The 15,815-nt window shown below is 74.5% G+C and carries 14 protein-coding genes; 10 read left to right on the top strand and 4 right to left on the bottom strand.

Translation table 11 applies throughout. From position 1 onward, the window contains the following. The first annotated feature begins 25 nt into the window (after positions 1-25). From uvrC to gpmI, 5 genes are all read left to right on the top strand, one after another. Positions 26-1,918, top strand: coding sequence for an excinuclease ABC subunit UvrC (gene uvrC, locus SK069_RS17840; protein WP_319955614.1), 1,893 nt, complete (start codon positions 26-28; stop codon positions 1,916-1,918). A gap of 153 nt (positions 1,919-2,071) precedes the next feature. Then, the gene (gap, locus tag SK069_RS17845; protein ID WP_319955615.1) at positions 2,072-3,070 is read left to right on the top strand and encodes a type I glyceraldehyde-3-phosphate dehydrogenase; all 999 of its coding nucleotides are present in this window, start codon (positions 2,072-2,074) and stop codon (positions 3,068-3,070) included. Positions 3,071-3,218: 148 nt separating this feature from the next. Further along, positions 3,219-4,469, top strand: a complete 1,251-nt coding sequence (locus SK069_RS17850) for a phosphoglycerate kinase (RefSeq protein WP_319955616.1) — start codon at positions 3,219-3,221, stop codon at positions 4,467-4,469. A 158-nt stretch (positions 4,470-4,627) separates the two neighbouring features. Further along, a complete protein-coding gene (tpiA, locus tag SK069_RS17855; RefSeq protein ID WP_319955617.1) occupies positions 4,628-5,386 on the top strand; it encodes a triose-phosphate isomerase in 759 nt (252 codons plus the stop codon). Further along, positions 5,383-7,182, top strand: a complete 1,800-nt coding sequence (gpmI, locus tag SK069_RS17860) for a 2,3-bisphosphoglycerate-independent phosphoglycerate mutase (RefSeq protein WP_319955618.1) — start codon at positions 5,383-5,385, stop codon at positions 7,180-7,182. Before tpiA ends, gpmI begins: the two co-directional genes overlap by 4 nt. Positions 7,183-7,417: 235 nt before the next feature. On the opposite strand, the gene wrbA is transcribed toward gpmI, so the two are convergent. Then, a complete protein-coding gene (gene wrbA, locus SK069_RS17865) occupies positions 7,418-8,032 on the bottom strand; it encodes an NAD(P)H:quinone oxidoreductase (protein ID WP_319955619.1) in 615 nt (204 codons plus the stop codon). Between the two features lie 134 nt (positions 8,033-8,166). Here wrbA and SK069_RS17870 point away from each other — a divergent pair, with 134 nt between their 5' ends. From SK069_RS17870 to tgt, 3 genes are all read left to right on the top strand, one after another. Beyond that, positions 8,167-8,673 carry a MarR family winged helix-turn-helix transcriptional regulator gene (locus SK069_RS17870; protein ID WP_319955620.1) on the top strand — a complete coding sequence of 169 codons (507 nt, stop codon included), beginning with the start codon at positions 8,167-8,169 and terminating at the stop codon, positions 8,671-8,673. 96 nt (positions 8,674-8,769) lie between these two features. Further along, complete coding sequence (locus tag SK069_RS17875; protein ID WP_319955621.1) at positions 8,770-9,276, top strand: Hsp20/alpha crystallin family protein; 507 nt, start codon at positions 8,770-8,772, stop codon at positions 9,274-9,276. Between the two features lie 271 nt (positions 9,277-9,547). Beyond that, on the top strand, positions 9,548-10,828 hold the full coding sequence (gene tgt / locus SK069_RS17880) for a tRNA guanosine(34) transglycosylase Tgt (protein WP_319955622.1): 1,281 nt from the start codon (positions 9,548-9,550) through the stop codon (positions 10,826-10,828). Positions 10,829-11,095: 267 nt separating this feature from the next. On the opposite strand, the gene SK069_RS17885 is transcribed toward tgt, so the two are convergent. The 3 genes from SK069_RS17885 to SK069_RS17895 are packed head-to-tail and all read right to left on the bottom strand — an operon-like array spanning position 11,096 to position 13,807. After that, positions 11,096-12,433, bottom strand: a complete 1,338-nt coding sequence (locus SK069_RS17885; protein ID WP_319955623.1) for a protein kinase domain-containing protein — start codon at positions 12,431-12,433, stop codon at positions 11,096-11,098. Then, positions 12,430-13,050 carry a lipoprotein gene (locus tag SK069_RS17890; protein ID WP_319955624.1) on the bottom strand — a complete coding sequence of 207 codons (621 nt, stop codon included), beginning with the start codon at positions 13,048-13,050 and terminating at the stop codon, positions 12,430-12,432. The genes SK069_RS17885 and SK069_RS17890 overlap by 4 nt, the downstream gene beginning before the upstream one ends. A 25-nt stretch (positions 13,051-13,075) precedes the next feature. Beyond that, on the bottom strand, positions 13,076-13,807 hold the full coding sequence (locus SK069_RS17895) for a metallophosphoesterase family protein (RefSeq protein ID WP_319955625.1): 732 nt from the start codon (positions 13,805-13,807) through the stop codon (positions 13,076-13,078). Positions 13,808-13,817: 10 nt separating this feature from the next. Between SK069_RS17895 and SK069_RS17900 the strand changes: the two genes are divergently transcribed. Continuing rightward, positions 13,818-15,203 (top strand): M48 family metalloprotease, encoded by a 1,386-nt coding sequence (locus SK069_RS17900; RefSeq protein ID WP_319955626.1) that lies wholly within the window; start codon positions 13,818-13,820, stop codon positions 15,201-15,203. A 2-nt stretch (positions 15,204-15,205) separates the two neighbouring features. Further along, positions 15,206-15,622, top strand: a complete 417-nt coding sequence (locus tag SK069_RS17905) for a 23S rRNA (pseudouridine(1915)-N(3))-methyltransferase RlmH (RefSeq protein WP_319955627.1) — start codon at positions 15,206-15,208, stop codon at positions 15,620-15,622. The last annotated feature ends 193 nt before the right edge of the window (positions 15,623-15,815 follow it).

The following is a 15,815-nucleotide window of genomic DNA, read 5'->3' on the forward strand; positions in this document are numbered from 1 at the left end:
GCCGTCGCGCCCTATCCTCGATCGGATGGCCCGGTCGACCTCCGACGCCCGCCGCGAGCGGTTCGCCGAGCAGCGACGCGCGCTGCCCGACGGGCCGGGCGTCTACCTCTTCCGGGACCGGGAGGGCCGCGTGATCTACGTCGGCAAGGCGCGATCGATCAAGAAGCGCGTCGCGAGCCACTTCGTCAACCCGGTCACGCGCGGCGCGGTCGAGATGGTCGACGTCGCCGACAGCATCGACTTCGTGCTCGTCTCGAGCGAGACGGAGGCGCTGCTCGTCGAGAACCGCTTCATCAAGCAGTACCAGCCGGAGTTCAACATCCGGCTGCGCGACGACAAGTCCTACCCCTACGTCTGCGTCACGCTCGACGAGGACTACCCGCGGGTCTACCTCACGCGCGAGAAGCACAAGGCCGGCCGGCGCTACTTCGGGCCGTACTCGAACGCCAAGCGCGTGCGCCACACCCTCGACCTGCTCGGGCGGCTGTTCCAGTTCCGCACCTGCGAGGGCCGCGAGCCCGGCCGGCGCTCCGGCTCGCCGTGCCTGGACTTCCACATCGACCGCTGCACCGCGCCCTGCGTCGGCTACGTGACGCGCGAGGAGTACCGCGACGCGATCGACGGCGTCATGTCGTTCCTCTCCGGCCGCTACCGCGAGATCGAGGAGGAGATCGAGGCGCGGATGCACGACGCCGCGGCGGCGCAGGAGTACGAGCGCGCGGCCCGCGAGCGCGACCGGCTGCAGGCGGTGCGGTCGCTCCTGGAGCGCCAGCGCGTCAGCGGCGAGAGCATCGGCACGCTCGACGCGATCGCCGTCACGGTCGAGGGCGACGACGCCAACGCGCAGGTCTTCCAGGTCCGCGACGGCTCGCTCACCGACCGCCACTCCTTCTACCTCTCCGGCGTCTCGGGGGAGGTCCCCGAGGTCGTCGAGCAGTTCCTGCTGCGCTACTACGGCGCCACGACGATCCCGCCGACCGTGCTCGTGCCCGACGAGCTCGACGAGGCGGACGTCGCCGGGCTCGCCGGCGCGCTGCGCGAGCTGCGCGGCGCCCGCGTCGAGGTCCTCAAGCCGCAGCGCGGCGGGCGTCGCCGGCTGCTCGACATGGCGCGGCGCAACGCGGAGCTCGCGCTCGGCCAGGAGCGCCTGAAGGCCGAGCGCCAGCGCGAGCAGCGGGTCGAGGCGCTCGGCGACCTGCAGCGGATCCTCGGCCTCGAGCGGATGCCGATGCGGGTCGAGTGCTACGACATCTCGCACCTCATGGGCACGGAGACCGTCGCGTCGATGGTGGTGCTCGAGGGCGGCGCCCCGGCGAACGACCACTACCGCCGGTTCGTCATCCGGGACCTCGAGGACGACCAGCCCGACGACTTCCGCTCGATGAACGAGGTCCTGCGCCGGCGGCTCTCGCAGTGGACCCGTCAGCAGGAGAAGCCCGTCCACGAGCCCGGTCGCGACGCGTCGTTCGCGAGCCTGCCGGACCTCATCGTGATCGACGGCGGCAAGGGCCAGCTCTCCGCCGGCCTCGCCGCGCTCGAGCCGTTCCTCGAGCGCGGGGTGGCGGTCGTCTCGCTCGCCAAGCGGATCGAGGAGGTCTTCCTGCCCGGGCGGCCGGACCCGATCGTCCTCGGCCACGACACCCCGGCGCTCCAGCTCCTGCAGCGCGTCCGCGACGAGGCCCACCGGTTCGCGATCACCCACCACCGCGGCCGCCGCGACCGTCGGATGACCGGGTCGGTGCTCGACGACCTGACCGGCGTCGGACCGGCGCGCAAGAAGGCGCTGCTGGCCCACTTCGGCTCGCCGGACCGGATCGTCGGCGCCAGTCGCGAGGAGCTCGAGGCGACGCCGGGGCTGCCGGGGAAGATCGCGCGCGAGATCTACGCCCAGCTGCACCGCACGCGCACCGGCGAGTGACGAGCGGCCACGCGCCACGCGCCGGAGGCCCGGCGCACGGCGTGGGGGAGGCCCGCTCCTATAGCCTCCGCCTGGTCGCCCGCGTCGGCCGTCAGGTCCGGTCGGAGTGGGCCCGGACGCCCTCGACCTGACTCGGATCCCAAGGACGGTTCCATGCCCGTACGCGTCGGCATCAACGGCTTCGGCCGGATCGGCCGCAACGTCTTCCGCGCCGCCAAGGCCGCGGGGGCGGACATCGAGTTCGTGGCGGTCAACGACCTGACCGATCCCGGCACGCTCGCCCACCTCGTCAAGTACGACTCGATCCTGGGCCGCTTCCCGGGCACCGTCGAGGTCGACGGCGACTCGATCGTCGTCGATGGCTCGCCGATCAAGGTCTTCGCCGAGCGCGACCCCGCCGACATCGACTGGTCGTCGCTGGACGTCGACGTCGTCATCGAGTCGACCGGCTTCTTCACGAAGCGCCCCGACGCCGAGAAGCACCTCAAGGGCTCGGTGAAGAAGGTCATCATCTCCGCGCCCGCCTCCGGCGAGGACATCACCGTCGTGCTCGGCGTGAACTTCGACCAGTACGACGCGTCGAAGCACCACGTCGTCTCGAACGCCTCCTGCACGACGAACTGCCTCGCGCCGTTCGCCAAGGCGATCAACGACGCCGTCGGCATCAAGCACGGCCTGATGACGACGATCCACGCCTACACCGGCGACCAGCGCCTGCTCGACGCGCCGCACAGCGACCTGCGTCGCGCCCGCGCCGCCGCGACGAACCTCGTCCCGGCCTCGACCGGTGCCGCGAAGGCCGTCGGCCTCGTCCTGCCGGAGCTCAACGGCAAGCTCAGCGGCATGGCCGTCCGCGCCCCCGTGCCGACCGGCTCGGTCGTCGACCTGACGCTCGTCGCCGAGCGCGAGACCTCGGTCGAGGAGCTCAACGCCGCGGTGAAGGCCGCCGCGGAGGGCCCGATGCAGGGCATCCTCGCCTACACCGAGGACCCGATCGTCTCCTCCGACATCGTCACGGACCCGCACAGCTCGATCTTCGACTCGAAGCTCACGTCGGTCATCGACGGCACGCTCGTGAAGGTCGTCTCCTGGTACGACAACGAGTGGGGCTACTCGAACCGCGTCGTCGACCTCGTCGGCAAGATCCTCTAGGACCCACGCACGCGACGACGGCGGCCTCCGCGGCCGCCGTCGCCCACGCGGCCGCCCGGCGGCGGCCGCACGCCGGGACCGCGCAGCTGCGCGGTCCCGTCCCGTTCCGCCGGACACCGACGCCCCACTCCGCACGACAGGACCGCCCATGAGCTCCGACGCCTCGACCACGCCGGCCGCGATCCGCACGCTCGACGACCTGCAGGTCGGCGGGAAGCGCGTCTTCGTCCGGGTCGACTTCAACGTCCCGCTCGCCGGACCGGCCCCGGCCGACTCGCCGGCGCCGGACGAGATCATCACCGACGACACGCGGATCCGGGCGGCCGTCCCGACGATCCAGCGGCTGCTCGCCGACGGCGCGGCGCTCGTGCTCGCCGCCCACCTCGGCCGGCCGAAGGGCGTCGATCCGGCCCTCTCGCTCGCCCCGGTCGCCGCGCGCCTGCAGCAGCTGCTCGGCGAGACCGTGACGCTCGCTCCGGCGGTCGTGGGCGACGCCGTGACGGCCGCCGCCGCGGCGCTCGAGCCGGGGGTCGAGGGCAAGCGGATCCTCATGCTCGAGAACGTGCGCTACGAGGCGGGCGAGACGAAGAACGACCCCGAGCTCGCCCGGGGGTACGCCGCGCTCGCCGACGGGGTCTTCGTGAACGACGCCTTCGGCGCCGCGCACCGCGCGCACGCCTCGACCGAGGGCGTCGCCCACGAGGTCGAGCAGGCCGCCGCCGGCCTGCTCCTCCAGGGCGAGGTCGAGACGCTCGAGGGGATCCTGGCCAATCCGGGTCGTCCCCTGGTGGCGATCGTCGGCGGCGCGAAGGTCACCGACAAGATCGGGGTCATCGACGCGTTCCTCGAGCGCGCCGACACGATCCTCATCGGCGGCGCGATGGCGTTCCCGTTCTTCAAGGCGCAGGGCCACGAGGTCGGCAGCTCGCTCTGCGAGGAGGCGGGCGTCGAGCCCGCGTCCCGCGCGCTGCGCGACGCCGAGCTCAAGGGCTGCCGCCTGCTGCTGCCGGTCGACCTCTCCGTCGGTCGCGAGTTCTCCGCCGACACCGAGCAGCGGGACGTCGACGGCGTGGACACGCCCGAGGGCTGGATGGGCCTCGACGTCGGCCCGAAGACCGCCGAGGCCTACCGCCAGGAGATCCTCGGCGCCGGCTCCGTCTTCTGGAACGGCCCGATGGGCGCCTTCGAGCTGGCGACGTTCGCGCCGGGCACGAAGGCCGTCGCCCAGGCCGTCGCCGACACCGAGGCGACGACCGTCGTCGGCGGCGGCGACAGCGCCGCCGCGCTGCAGCAGTTCGGCCTCGGCGACCAGGTCACCCACCTCTCGACCGGCGGCGGCGCGTCGCTGGAGCTCATCGAGGGCAAGGCGCTGCCGGGCGTCGAGGTCCTGCGCGCTTGATCCCGAGCGCCGCGATCGGGCGGTCGTCCCGCCCGACCGCGGCGCGTCCCTCCCGCTCGCGCGCCGCGAGCGGGATGATCCGGGTGGCGACATCCGGATCGCGGCCGCCCGCCGCTCCCGAAACGTCACCTGAACCTCCCCGAAGCCCCGGAGCCCTGATGTCCCGCACGCCCTTCGTCGCCGGCAACTGGAAGATGCACAAGACGATCGCCGAGGCGGAGGCCTTCGTCAGCGGCCTGCTGCCGCTCGTCGGCGCCGTCGACGACGTCCAGGTCGGCGTCTGCGTGCCGTTCCCGGCGATCCAGGCGGTCGTCGAGTCCACGCGCGGCTCCGCGGTCCAGGTCTACGCCCAGAACGTCCACTGGGCCGAGCAGGGCGCCTACACCGGCGAGGTCTCGATCCCGATGCTCGACGAGCTCGAGGTCGCCGGCGTCGTCATCGGGCACTCCGAGCGCCGCCAGTACTTCGGCGAGACCGACGCGGACCTGAGCAAGAAGCTGCCGGCGATCCTCGCTGCCGGCCTCGAGCCGATCCTCTGCGTCGGGGAGACCGAGGCGCAGCGCGACGGCGGCGAGATGGAGCAGGTCCTCCGCGGCCAGGTCGAGGAGGCGATCGCCGACGTCGACGCCGCGGACCTCGCGAGGATCACCATCGCGTACGAGCCGATCTGGGCGATCGGGACCGGCAAGGTCGCCACGCCGGACCAGGCGCAGGAGGCGTGCGCGTTCGTCCGCTCGCTCGTGGCGGGCCGCGACGCCGGCGCCGCCGAGCAGGTCCGGATCCAGTACGGCGGCTCGGTGAAGCCGGACAACGCCGCCGAGCTGCTCGCGCTCCCCGACGTCGACGGCGCGCTCGTCGGCGGCGCCGCGCTCGAGCCGCAGTCCTTCGCCGGGATCGTCGAGGGCGCCCGCGCATGAGCCCGCGGGGCGACGACGAGCGGTCCGAGGGCATCCCCGTCGAGGTCGTGCCGGAGGGCACGTCCCCCGACGCGGTCGCGCTCCCCGACGACGGGGTCGTCCCGCCGGAGCCCGGATCGCTGGGCCAGGGCCTGACCGCCGCGATCGGCATCACCCGCGAGGACTGGGCACCCGGCGTCTGCCTCGTCATCCTCGACGGCTTCGGGCTCGCGCCGGCCGGCCCCGGCAACGCGGTGAGCCTCGCGCGCACGCCGACGTTCGACCGGATCTGGGACCGCTACCCGCACGCCCAGCTCATCGCCTGCGGTCCGGCCGTCGGGCTGCCGGAGGGGCAGATGGGCAACAGCGAGGTCGGGCACCTGAACCTCGGCGCCGGCACGGTCGTCAAGCAGGACCTCGCGCGGATCGACGACGCCGTCGCCGACGGCTCGATCCGCGACGTCGACGCGATCCGCGACGCGTTCCTCGTCGCTGCCGGGCAGCGCGCGACGGTCGCCGGCGACCTCGATGCGGAGGACGCGGGCGTCGAGCTGCGGCCGCGGCGCCTGCACCTCGTCGGGCTCGTGTCCGACGGCGGCGTGCACTCGTCGATGGAGCACCTGAAGGCGCTCGTCGACGCGGCCGCCGCCGCGGGGGTGCCGGACGTCGTCGTCCACGCGTTCACCGACGGGCGCGACACGCTGCCGACCTCCGGCGCCGGCTACCTCGAGACGGTCGAGGGCTGGTGCGCGGCCGCGTCGACGGCCACCACGTCGGTCCGGATCGGCTCGGTCGTCGGGCGCTACTTCGCGATGGATCGCGACCAGCGCTGGGAGCGCGTGCAGCAGGCCTACGACCTGCTCGTCCACGGCGAGGCCCCGCACCACGCCGAGACCGCCGCCGAGGCGGCCCGCGCGGCGTACGCGCGCGACGAGACGGACGAGTTCATCGCGGCCACGACGGTCGGAGCCCCCGCGACGATCGGGCCCGAGGACGTCGTGCTCGTCTTCAACTTCCGTCCGGACCGCGTGCGCGAGATCACGCGCGCGCTCGCCGAGCCCGGCTTCGTCGAGGTGGACCGCCAGGCCGCGGCGCCCGCGGGTCGCCCGCCCGTCGACCCGGCGCTGCCGGCCGTCCAGCCGGCGAACTACGTCTGCATGACGCAGTACAAGGCCGAGTGGCCGTACCCGATCGCCTTCCCGCCGCGGAACCCGGACGTGACGCTCGCCGACGTCGTCGAGGCCACCGGCGGGGCGCAGATCCACGTCGCGGAGACCGAGAAGTACCCGCACGTGACGTACTTCTTCAACGGCGGGATCGAGGAGGAGCACCGCGACGAGTTCCGGGACGTCGTCCCGAGCCCGCGCGACGTGCCGACCTACGACCTGAAGCCGGAGATGTCGGCGCGGGACGCCGCCGACGCGTTCGTGCGGCTCTGGCGGGAGCACGGCCCGACCTTCGGGATCATCAACTTCGCGAACCCGGACATGGTCGGCCACACCGGCTCGATCCCGGCCGCGGTCGCCGCCATCGAGCACGTCGACGGGTGCCTCGCCGACGTCCTGGCGGTCGTGGAGGAGAGCGGCGGCGTGGCGATCGTCACCGCCGACCACGGCAACGCGGACCACATGCTCGAGCCGGACGGCTCCCCGAACACCGCGCACTCGCTGAACCCGGTGCCGTTCGTCGTGACGCGCGAGGGCCTGGCCCTGCGCGAGGAGGGGATCCTGGCCGACGTCGCGCCGACGGTGCTCGACCTCCTCGGGATCGTGCAGCCCGCCGCGATGGGCGGGCAGAGCATGATCGCCGAGGGCTGAGCCCGACTCGTGAGCCGGACCTTCGACGGCCAAGTGCAGGACCGTGTGTTCCGGCCGACGCTGCATCGCTGAGCGATCGGCCGGGCGCGAGCCACCCGGCGGCGTTCCCGTCCCAGAGGCGCCGCCGGGGGCGTCGCCACGGTCCCGGCGCTGTCCCGGCGCCCTGGGCCGTGCCGCGCGGAGGAGGAGGATGCACGGGCGGCCGCCCGGTGGGGTGCGGCCGCCCGGCGCGACCTCAGCCGCGCAAGGGGGTGAGGAGCCCGGCGACCTTCGCCAGGCGGGCGCCCTGATAGCGCGCCACGTCGAGGGCGCCGCCCGGGATGCCGTCCTCGCCGAGGCCGCCCGTCGGCAGCGAGGCGCCGTACGGGTTGCCTCCGAAGGCGAAGATCGACGGGTCGGTGTAGCCCGGCGGCACGATCACGGCGCCGAAGTGGTGGAAGACGTTCTCGACGGCGAGGATCGTCGACTCGTTGCCGCCGTGGACGTTCATCGCGGAGGTGAACGCGGTGGCGGCCTTGTTCGCCAGCTCGCCGGCCTGCCACTGCGGACCGAGCGTGTCGATGAACTGCTTGAGCTGCGCGGCGGGGGTGCCGTAGCGCGTCGGCGTGCCGAAGGCGTACCCGTCGGCCCACACGAGGTCCTCCGGCGTGGCGACCGGCGCGTCCTTCGTCGCGTCGTGGTGCGCCTGCCACGCCGGGTTGCCGGCGATGGCGGCGTCGGGCGCGAGCTCGGCGACCTTGCGCAGGCGCACCTCGGCGCCCTCGGACTCGGCACCGGCCGCGACGGCCTTCGCGAGCTCGTGGACGTTGCCGGTGGAGGAGTAGTAGACGACGGCGATCTTCGTGGGCATCGGAACCTCTCGGGACGGTCGGGGGCGGCGAGATGTTGCTGGATCAACCTTCTCGCCTCTCCACCGTAGCGCACGTCGATCAGATTGCAACCGCAACTACCGCTACGCTGGTGAGACCGACGACGAGGACCGACGTGACCGCGACGACCGACGACCAGACCCCTTCCGCCACGCCCCGGGCCCCGCGCCTGCTCGATGCGCGCGAGCTCGCCGCGTGGCGCGGGATGCTGCGGACGCACGTCCTGCTGTCGCGCGAGCTCGAGGCCGAGCTCCTGCGCGACCACGGCCTGCAGCTCAGCGCCTACGAGGTCCTGATGCACCTCTCCGACGCGCCCGGGGGCCGCTTGCGCCTGGCCGAGCTCGCCGAGCTCGCGATCCTCAGTCGCAGCGGGCTCACGCGCCTCATCGACCGGCTCGAACGGGAGGGGCACGTGATCCGGGAGCGCTGCGAGAGCGACGCGCGCGGCTTCTTCGCCGTGCTGACCGCGGCGGGGCGCTCGCGCGTCACCGCGGCCCGCGCCGACTACCTCGAGGCCGTTCGCGACCGGTTCCTCTCGCTCCTCTCCGCCGAGGAGCAGGAGCAGCTCGGGGCGATCTGGACGCGGGTGCTCGCGGAGCTCGGGCCCGGTCTCGTGCCCTGACAGATCTCAGTGCATCGGACATAGATCCTTGACATCCAGGGACTGAGGTTTCATACTGACCTCATCGACCAGATCAGTCCGACCCGGAGGTACGACATGACGATCGTTCGTTGGGACCCGAGCCGCGAGCTCAGCGCGCTCCAGCAGCAGGTCAACCAGGCGTTCTCGTCCTTCTTCGAGCCGGGCGCCGCTCCGACGGCCACGACCGCGCGGTGGATCCCGCCCATCGATCTCGTCGAGCGCGAGGGCGAGTACGTGCTGGTGGCCGACCTCCCCGGCGTCGCCCAGGACGCCGTGACGATCGAGGTCGAGCGCGACGTGCTGACGCTCGCCGGTCGCCGCGAGATCCATCACGACGCGCCGCGTGGGGGCGTCGTGCGATCGGAGCGGGTCGCCGGGAGCTTCCGACGGCAGCTCACCCTGCCCGAGGGCGTCGACGCGGATGCGATCGAGGCGCGCTTCGCCGACGGCGTGCTCGAGGTCCGGATCCCGAAGCCGGAGGCGGCGAAGCCCCGCCGGGTCGAGATCCGCATCGGCCGCGACGAGACCCCGGCCATCGACGCGCCCGTCGACGAGCGCGAGCCCGCGCTGGCCGGCGGCTGAGCACCCGCGGGGAGCCGGCGGCCCGCTCGCGGGCCGTCCGGGCCTCCGGGAGCCGTCGTCCGCGACGGCGCCCGGGCGCCCGCTCCGGCGCCCTCCCGTGGGACGGGACATCGACGGGTGCGTGCCCCGGCGGGCGGGGGGCCCACCGGGACGGGCGGTCCTCCGCCTGCGCGCACCCGAACGGACGCGGCGCCCCGCCGGACCCTTCCGGCGGGGCGCCGTCGCGTCGTCGAGGCCGCGGCGGCGCGGAGCACCCGCCTACGATGGGTCGGTGAGCGTCCCGACCTCCGATCCGCCGAGCCTCGACGCCCCGCCCCGGCCGGCAGCCGAGCGCCCGCGCGAGGCCTTCCGGATCGAGCGCCGCGACCCGGCTTCGCGCGCGCGTGCCGGCGTCATCGCCACCGCGCACGGCGAGATCCGCACGCCGGGGTTCGTGCCGCTGGCGACGAAGGCGACGGTGCGCGGGCTGCTGCCCGCGGAGGTCGCGGCGCTCGGCTACGACATCGTGCTGGGCAACACGTTCCACCTCATGCTCGCGCCGGGCCACGAGCTCATCCGGCGGGCGGGCGGCCTGCACCGCTTCATGGCGTGGGACGGGCCGATCATCACGGACTCCGGCGGCTTCCAGGTCTTCTCGATGGGGCACGGGACGGTCGCCGACGAGATCAAGGGTCGCGGCGCGTCGGGTGCCGGCGGGGGCAGCGGCAGCCGCTCCCACGGCCGGATCGATCGGATCGAGGAGGAGGGCGTCGCGTTCCGCTCCTACGTCGACGGCTCGAAGCAGTTCCTCTCGCCCGAGCGGTCGATGGAGGTCCAGGCCGCGCTGGGCACCGACCTCGCGGTCGTCTTCGACGAGTGCACGCCGTTCCACGTCGACCGCGAGTACACGCAGCGATCGACGGAGCGCACCCACCGCTGGCTCGAGCGCTGCCTGACCTGGCACGAGCGGCACGCCCCCGGCTGGCAGCTCGTCTACGGCATCGTCCAGGGGGGCGTCTACGAGGACCTTCGTCACGAGGCGGCCGACCTCGTCGCGGCCTCGCGCGCCGACGCCATCGCGATCGGCGGCTCGCTCGGCAGCCACAAGGAGCAGATGTACGAGGTCGTGGACTGGACGACCTCGCGTCTCGGCGGGGCGGCCGAGCGCAAGCCGCGCCACCTGCTCGGCATCGGCGAGATCGACGACCTCGTCCGGGGCGTCGAGGTCGGGATCGACACCTTCGACTGCGCGATGCCGACGCGGATCGGGCGCCACGGAATGGCGCTCGTGCCCGAGCCCGAGCAGCGCTGGCGCGTCGACCTGACCCAGGCCCGGTGGACCGACAGCGACGAGCCGCTCTGCGCGGGCTGCCCGTGCCCGGCCTGCGCCCAGGGCTTCACCCGCGGCTACCTGCGGTACCTCACGAAGCACCGCGAGCTGCTCGGCATGCGGCTGCTGACCCAGCACAACCTCGCCTTCGTGGCGCGGCTCATGGCCCGCCTGCGCCAGGCGATCATCGACGGCCGCCTGGCCGAGGAGGCCGCCGCGATCCGCGGCGGCGCGATGCCCTAGCGACGCTCGGGAGGCATTCCGGGTGCCCCGAGCCGTGGGTTCCCGGTGGCTGGGGCGGGGGTCTCGACGATGCTCGGGGCGGGCCCCGGCCCCTTCCGGGTGCCCCGAGCCGTGCGTTCCCGGTGGATGGGGCGGGGGTCTCGACGATGCTCGGGGCGGGCCCCGGCCCCTTCCGGGTGCCCCGAGCCGTGCGTTCCCGGTGGCTGGGGCGGGGGTCTCGACGACGCTCGGGGTGGGCCCCGGCACCCTCTCCGGATGCCCCGGGCCTTACTTCGTGTTGTCGTCGATGAGCTTGTTGAACTCGTCGACGACCTGCTGGACGTTGTCGCCGACCACGCGGTCCAGCCGCGGCGCGATCTCCTGCCCGACGACGTAGTAGATGGCGCCGCCGACGATGGCGGCCAGCAGGACGACGATGAGCAGGGCGCGGACGAGTCGCCCGAGGCAGCCGCGCTGCCGCGGCGCCCGCGCCGGCTGCTGCTGGGCGCGGGGGTCGATCCACCCGCCGGCGGGCTCTCGCCGCGGCTCCTCGCGGACCGGCGCTCGCCGCGGCTCGCGGGCGGTGCGGCGCGGTGCGGCGGGCTGCTCGTCGGTGCCGGAGCTGCGGCGGCCGCCGGGCCCGGGCTGGAGCAGCGTGCGGTCGCCGGCGTCCTCGTCCTCGCCGTCGAAGGGCGGGTCGAAGTCGCGGGCGATCGAGGCGATCTGGTCGCGGCCGACGATCGCGGTCGCGCCGGTCCCGGGATCCACGACGCGGGTGCGGTCCTCGAGGTCGGCGCCGTTGCCGGCCGCGCCGTCGTCGAGGGCCTGGGCGTAGGCGTCGGCGCTCGCGTAGCGCATGCCCGGGTCGAGGCTCAGCGCCCGGTCGACGACGAGGCCGAGCTCCGGCGGCACCTCGGCGTTCAGCTGGTCCAGGAGCGGCGGCGCCTCGCGCTGCTGCTTCAGCGCGAGCTCGGCGAGCGAGTCCGCCTCGTACGGCAGCCGCGCCGCGAGCATCTGGTACGTCACGACGCCGAGCGCGTAGATGTCCGACGCGGGGCCGAGCTCGCCGCCGGTCGCCTGCTCGGGAGCGAGGTAGCTCGCGGTGCCGACGACCGAGCCGATCTGCGTGATCGAGGACTCCTCGGCCATCGCCTTCGCGATCCCGAAGTCGGCGATCTTCACCGTGCCGTCGTCCGAGAGCAGGATGTTGCCCGGCTTCACGTCGCGGTGGATGACGCCGTTGCGGTGGGCGTAGTCCAGCCCGCGCGCCGCCTGGCCGACGATCGACACCGTCTCGGGCACCGAGAGGTAGCCCCGGTCGCGCAGGAGCTCGGCCCCGGACTGGCCGCGAACCGCCTCCATGACGATGAAGTAGCGGTGCGAGTCGTCGTCGAAGCCGAAGTCGAAGACCTGGACGATGTTGTTGTGGACGAGCCGCGCGGCGGACAGCGCCTCGCGCCGGAAGCGGCTGACGAACTGCCGGTCGTCGGCGAGGTGCTCGGCGAGGAGCTTCACCGCGACGTGGCGCTCGAGCCGCCGGTCGAACGCGAGCCGGACGGTCGACATGCCGCCGCTCCCGAGCCGGTCGCCCAGCTCGTAGCGGCCCACGAGGAGATCGCCGCTCACGGCTGCCCTCGGTACTGGCGGCGCAGCTCGCGGAGCGCCTCGCGCATGCGGCGCTCCTGCTCGCGGCCGCGCTGACGCCACTCCTGCATGCCGCGCGGGATCGCGCCGCTGCCCGGGTCGACCGCGCCCGGATCGACGCCGCCGGAGCCGTCCTCGTCGCCGTCGCCGGTCCCGTCGCCGTCGCCCGGGTCGGTCCCGGGGTCGGGACCGGTGGGCTGCTCCGGGGTGCTCGTGCTCGGATCGGGCGTCGTCGGCTCGGGCTCGGTCGTCGTCGTGGTCGGCGTCTCGGTGGTGGTCGTCGTCGTGTCGGTCGTCGTCGTGGCCTCCGCGCACTCCGACTCGACCGTCGAGCGCAGCCGCGAGAAGGCGTCGCGCAGGTGCGAGACGAGCTGCTCGTCGACGTCGCCCGGCAGGTCCTCGACCTTGCGCGCGCCGTCGGAGACGGCCGCGGTCGCGTCGTCGCAGCGCTGCTCGGCGACGGCGGTGGAGATCGTCCGCAGCTCGCGCTTGAGCTCGTCGGCGCTCGAGGCGTCGAGCAGGTCCGACGACTGGCCGCACCCGGCGAGGGCCGAGGCGGTCACGAGCAGCAGGGCGATGCGGGTGGACGGGAGACGCATGGGGGATCGCGCGATCCGATGGAGGCTACCGGCCGAGGGGCAGGCGATCCGCCAGCGAGGCGGGCAGCCCAGCGTCGCGGATGGCGCGCGCGGCGCCCTCGACGTCGTACGGGACGCGACGCCAGGCGAGCCGTCCCTCGAACGGGTCGAGCTCCAGCCAGGCGGCGCGCGGGTCCTGGTCCCGGGGCTGGCCGACGCTGCCGGGGTTCAGGATCCAGCGGCGGGCGCCGATCAGCAGCTCGTCGCCGTCGGCGCGCTGCTCGAGCTCGACGGGGTCGCGGCCGGCCTTCGCGCACGAGAGCGCCACGTGGCTGTGGCCGACGAGGGCGATCTGCTCATCGAAGGCCTGCAGCGACGCCTCGGCCACCGAGGGGCTCAGGACGTACTCCCAGACCGGGTGGCGCGGGCTGCCGTGAGCCAGCGCGCACCCGTGCGCGGCACCGTCCGGCGCGAGGCCGCCCAGCCAGGCGCGGTGCTCCGGCTGCAGCTCGCCGGCCGTCCAGGCCGCGGCGGCGGCGGCGTCCGGGCTGAACTGCTCGCTCGAGAGCGCGCCGATCGCGACGAGGTCGTGGTTGCCGACGAGGCAGACCCGGGCGACCTCGCGGATCGCGGCGCAGCAGCCGTTCGGGTCGGCGCCGTAGCCGACGATGTCGCCGAGGCACCAGATCTCCTCGCATCCGCGGTCGTCGACGTCGGCCAGGACGGCGTCGAGCGCGTGGCGGTTGCCGTGGATGTCGGAGAGGACCGCGACGTGCATACTCAAGTGGATGGTGCGTGCCCAGAGGCCGCTCGTCGCCGCCGTGGCGACCGTGGCCGCCGCCCGGATCGCGACGACCGCGCTGCGTCCCCGCTCGCCGGTGCCCACGCCACCGCGCGGTGCTCGGCCCGGCGCCGGACGGGGCGCGATCGAGGCGGAATCGTACTTCACCGCCGATCAGCTGCACCGCGTGCGCCGCTACCGGCGCCCGCAGGCGCTGCTCGGGGCGGGCGAGACGGCGCTCCAGCTCGCGGTGCTCTGGCGGCTGGCCCGCCGGCGTCCCGCGGCCCCCGCGACGACCGTCGCGCCGGGGGAGGACGCCGCGCCGCCCGTGCGCGCGCCGTCGGTCGCCGAGCGCCATCCGGTGCTCGCCGGGGCGCTCGCGGGTGCCACGACGCTGCTCGCCACCGGTGCGGCGCCGCTGCCGCTCGCGGCGCTGGCGCGACACCGGGCGGTCCGCGCGGGGCTGGCGACGGGCACCTGGCGGCTCTGGGCGACCGACCTCGCGCGCGCCGCGGCGCTGGAGGCCGCCGCCGGCGCGGCTCTCGGCGCCGGGACCGTGGCGCTCGTGCGTCGCGATCCCACGGGATGGTGGCGGCCGGCGGCCGGCGTCGGCGTGGGCGCCTCCGCGGCGCTGACCTTCGCCGCCCCGCTGCTCATCGAGCCCCTCTTCAGCCGCAGCCGGCCCGTCGAGGACGAGGAGCTCGTCGCCGACCTGCGCGCGATCGCCGGCCGCGCGGGCGTCCGGCTGCGAGCGGTGCTCGTCTCCGATGCGAGCCGTCGCACGACCGCGGTCAACGCGTACGTCAGCGGCTTCGGCCGCTCGCGGCGGGTCGTGTTCTGGGACACGCTGCTCGAGGGCTTCGGCGCCCGGGAGACGCGGATGGTCGTCGCCCACGAGCTCTCCCACGTCGTGCACCGCGACGTGCCGCGCAGCCTCGTCTTCCTCGCGCTCGTCGCGGCGCCCGCGGCGGCGGCGACCGCCGCGCTCGCCGAGCTGCTCACCCCGGACGGCGCCGGAGCCCCCGGGCGCACCCGCAGCGGCGACCCGCTGCCGGTCTCGGTCCCCGCGGTGCTCCTGGCCGGCGCCGCCGCCGGGCTGCTGCCCGCGACCGAGATGGCCCGCCTGTCCCGGGCGATCGAGCGGCGCGCCGACGCCGAGGCGCTGGGCTGGACGGGCGATCCGGGGGCGCTGATCGGGTTCTTCCAGCGGATCGCGGTGACGAACGTCGGCGATCCGGACCCGCGCGGGGTGGGCCGGTTGCTGCACGATCTGCTCGGCACCCACCCGACCGTCCTCGAGCGGATCGGCGCCGCCGTCGCCCACGCGGACGCGCACGGGATCGCCCTGCCGCCCGCCGCGCCCGTCGTCGCGCTGCCCGCCGGCGCGGACTGAGCGTGCGGGTCACGGTCATCGCCGTCGGCCGCGTCCGGCCGCCGTTCGTCGACGACGTCGCGCACTACGAGAAGCTGCTGCGGCCCTACGTGAAGCTCGACGTGATCGAGCTGCGCGACGACGCGACCGCCGAGCAGGTCGCGCGCCGGGTCCCGGATCGGGCGCACTGCGTGCTCTTGGCGATCGAGGCGCCGGCGCGCGACAGCGTCGCGCAGGCGACGTGGCTCGAGGAGCGTCGCGCGAGCGGCCGCGACCTGTGCTTCGTCATCGGCGGCGCCGACGGCCTGGACCTCGACCGCGCCGACGAGCGCGTCTCCTTCGGTCCGGTGACGCTGCCCCACCAGCTCGCCCGGGTCGTCGTCCTGGAGCAGCTCTACCGCGCCCACCGCATCCTCCGCAACGAGCCGTACCACCACTAGGGGAGAGGGACCGGGGCCCGCCCCGAGCATCGTCGAGGCGACCGCCTCAGCCATCGGGATCGGCGCGGCTAGGGGCACCCGGGAGGGACCGGGGCCCGCCCCGAGCATCGTCGAGGCGACCGCCTCAGCCATCGGGATCGGCGCGGCTAGGGGCACCCGGGAGGGACCGGGGCCCGCCCCGAGCATCGTCGAG

Origin of the sequence: Patulibacter brassicae (genome assembly GCF_033949425.1) — a bacterium.
Classification (GTDB): Bacteria; Actinomycetota; Thermoleophilia; order Solirubrobacterales; family Solirubrobacteraceae; genus Patulibacter; species Patulibacter brassicae.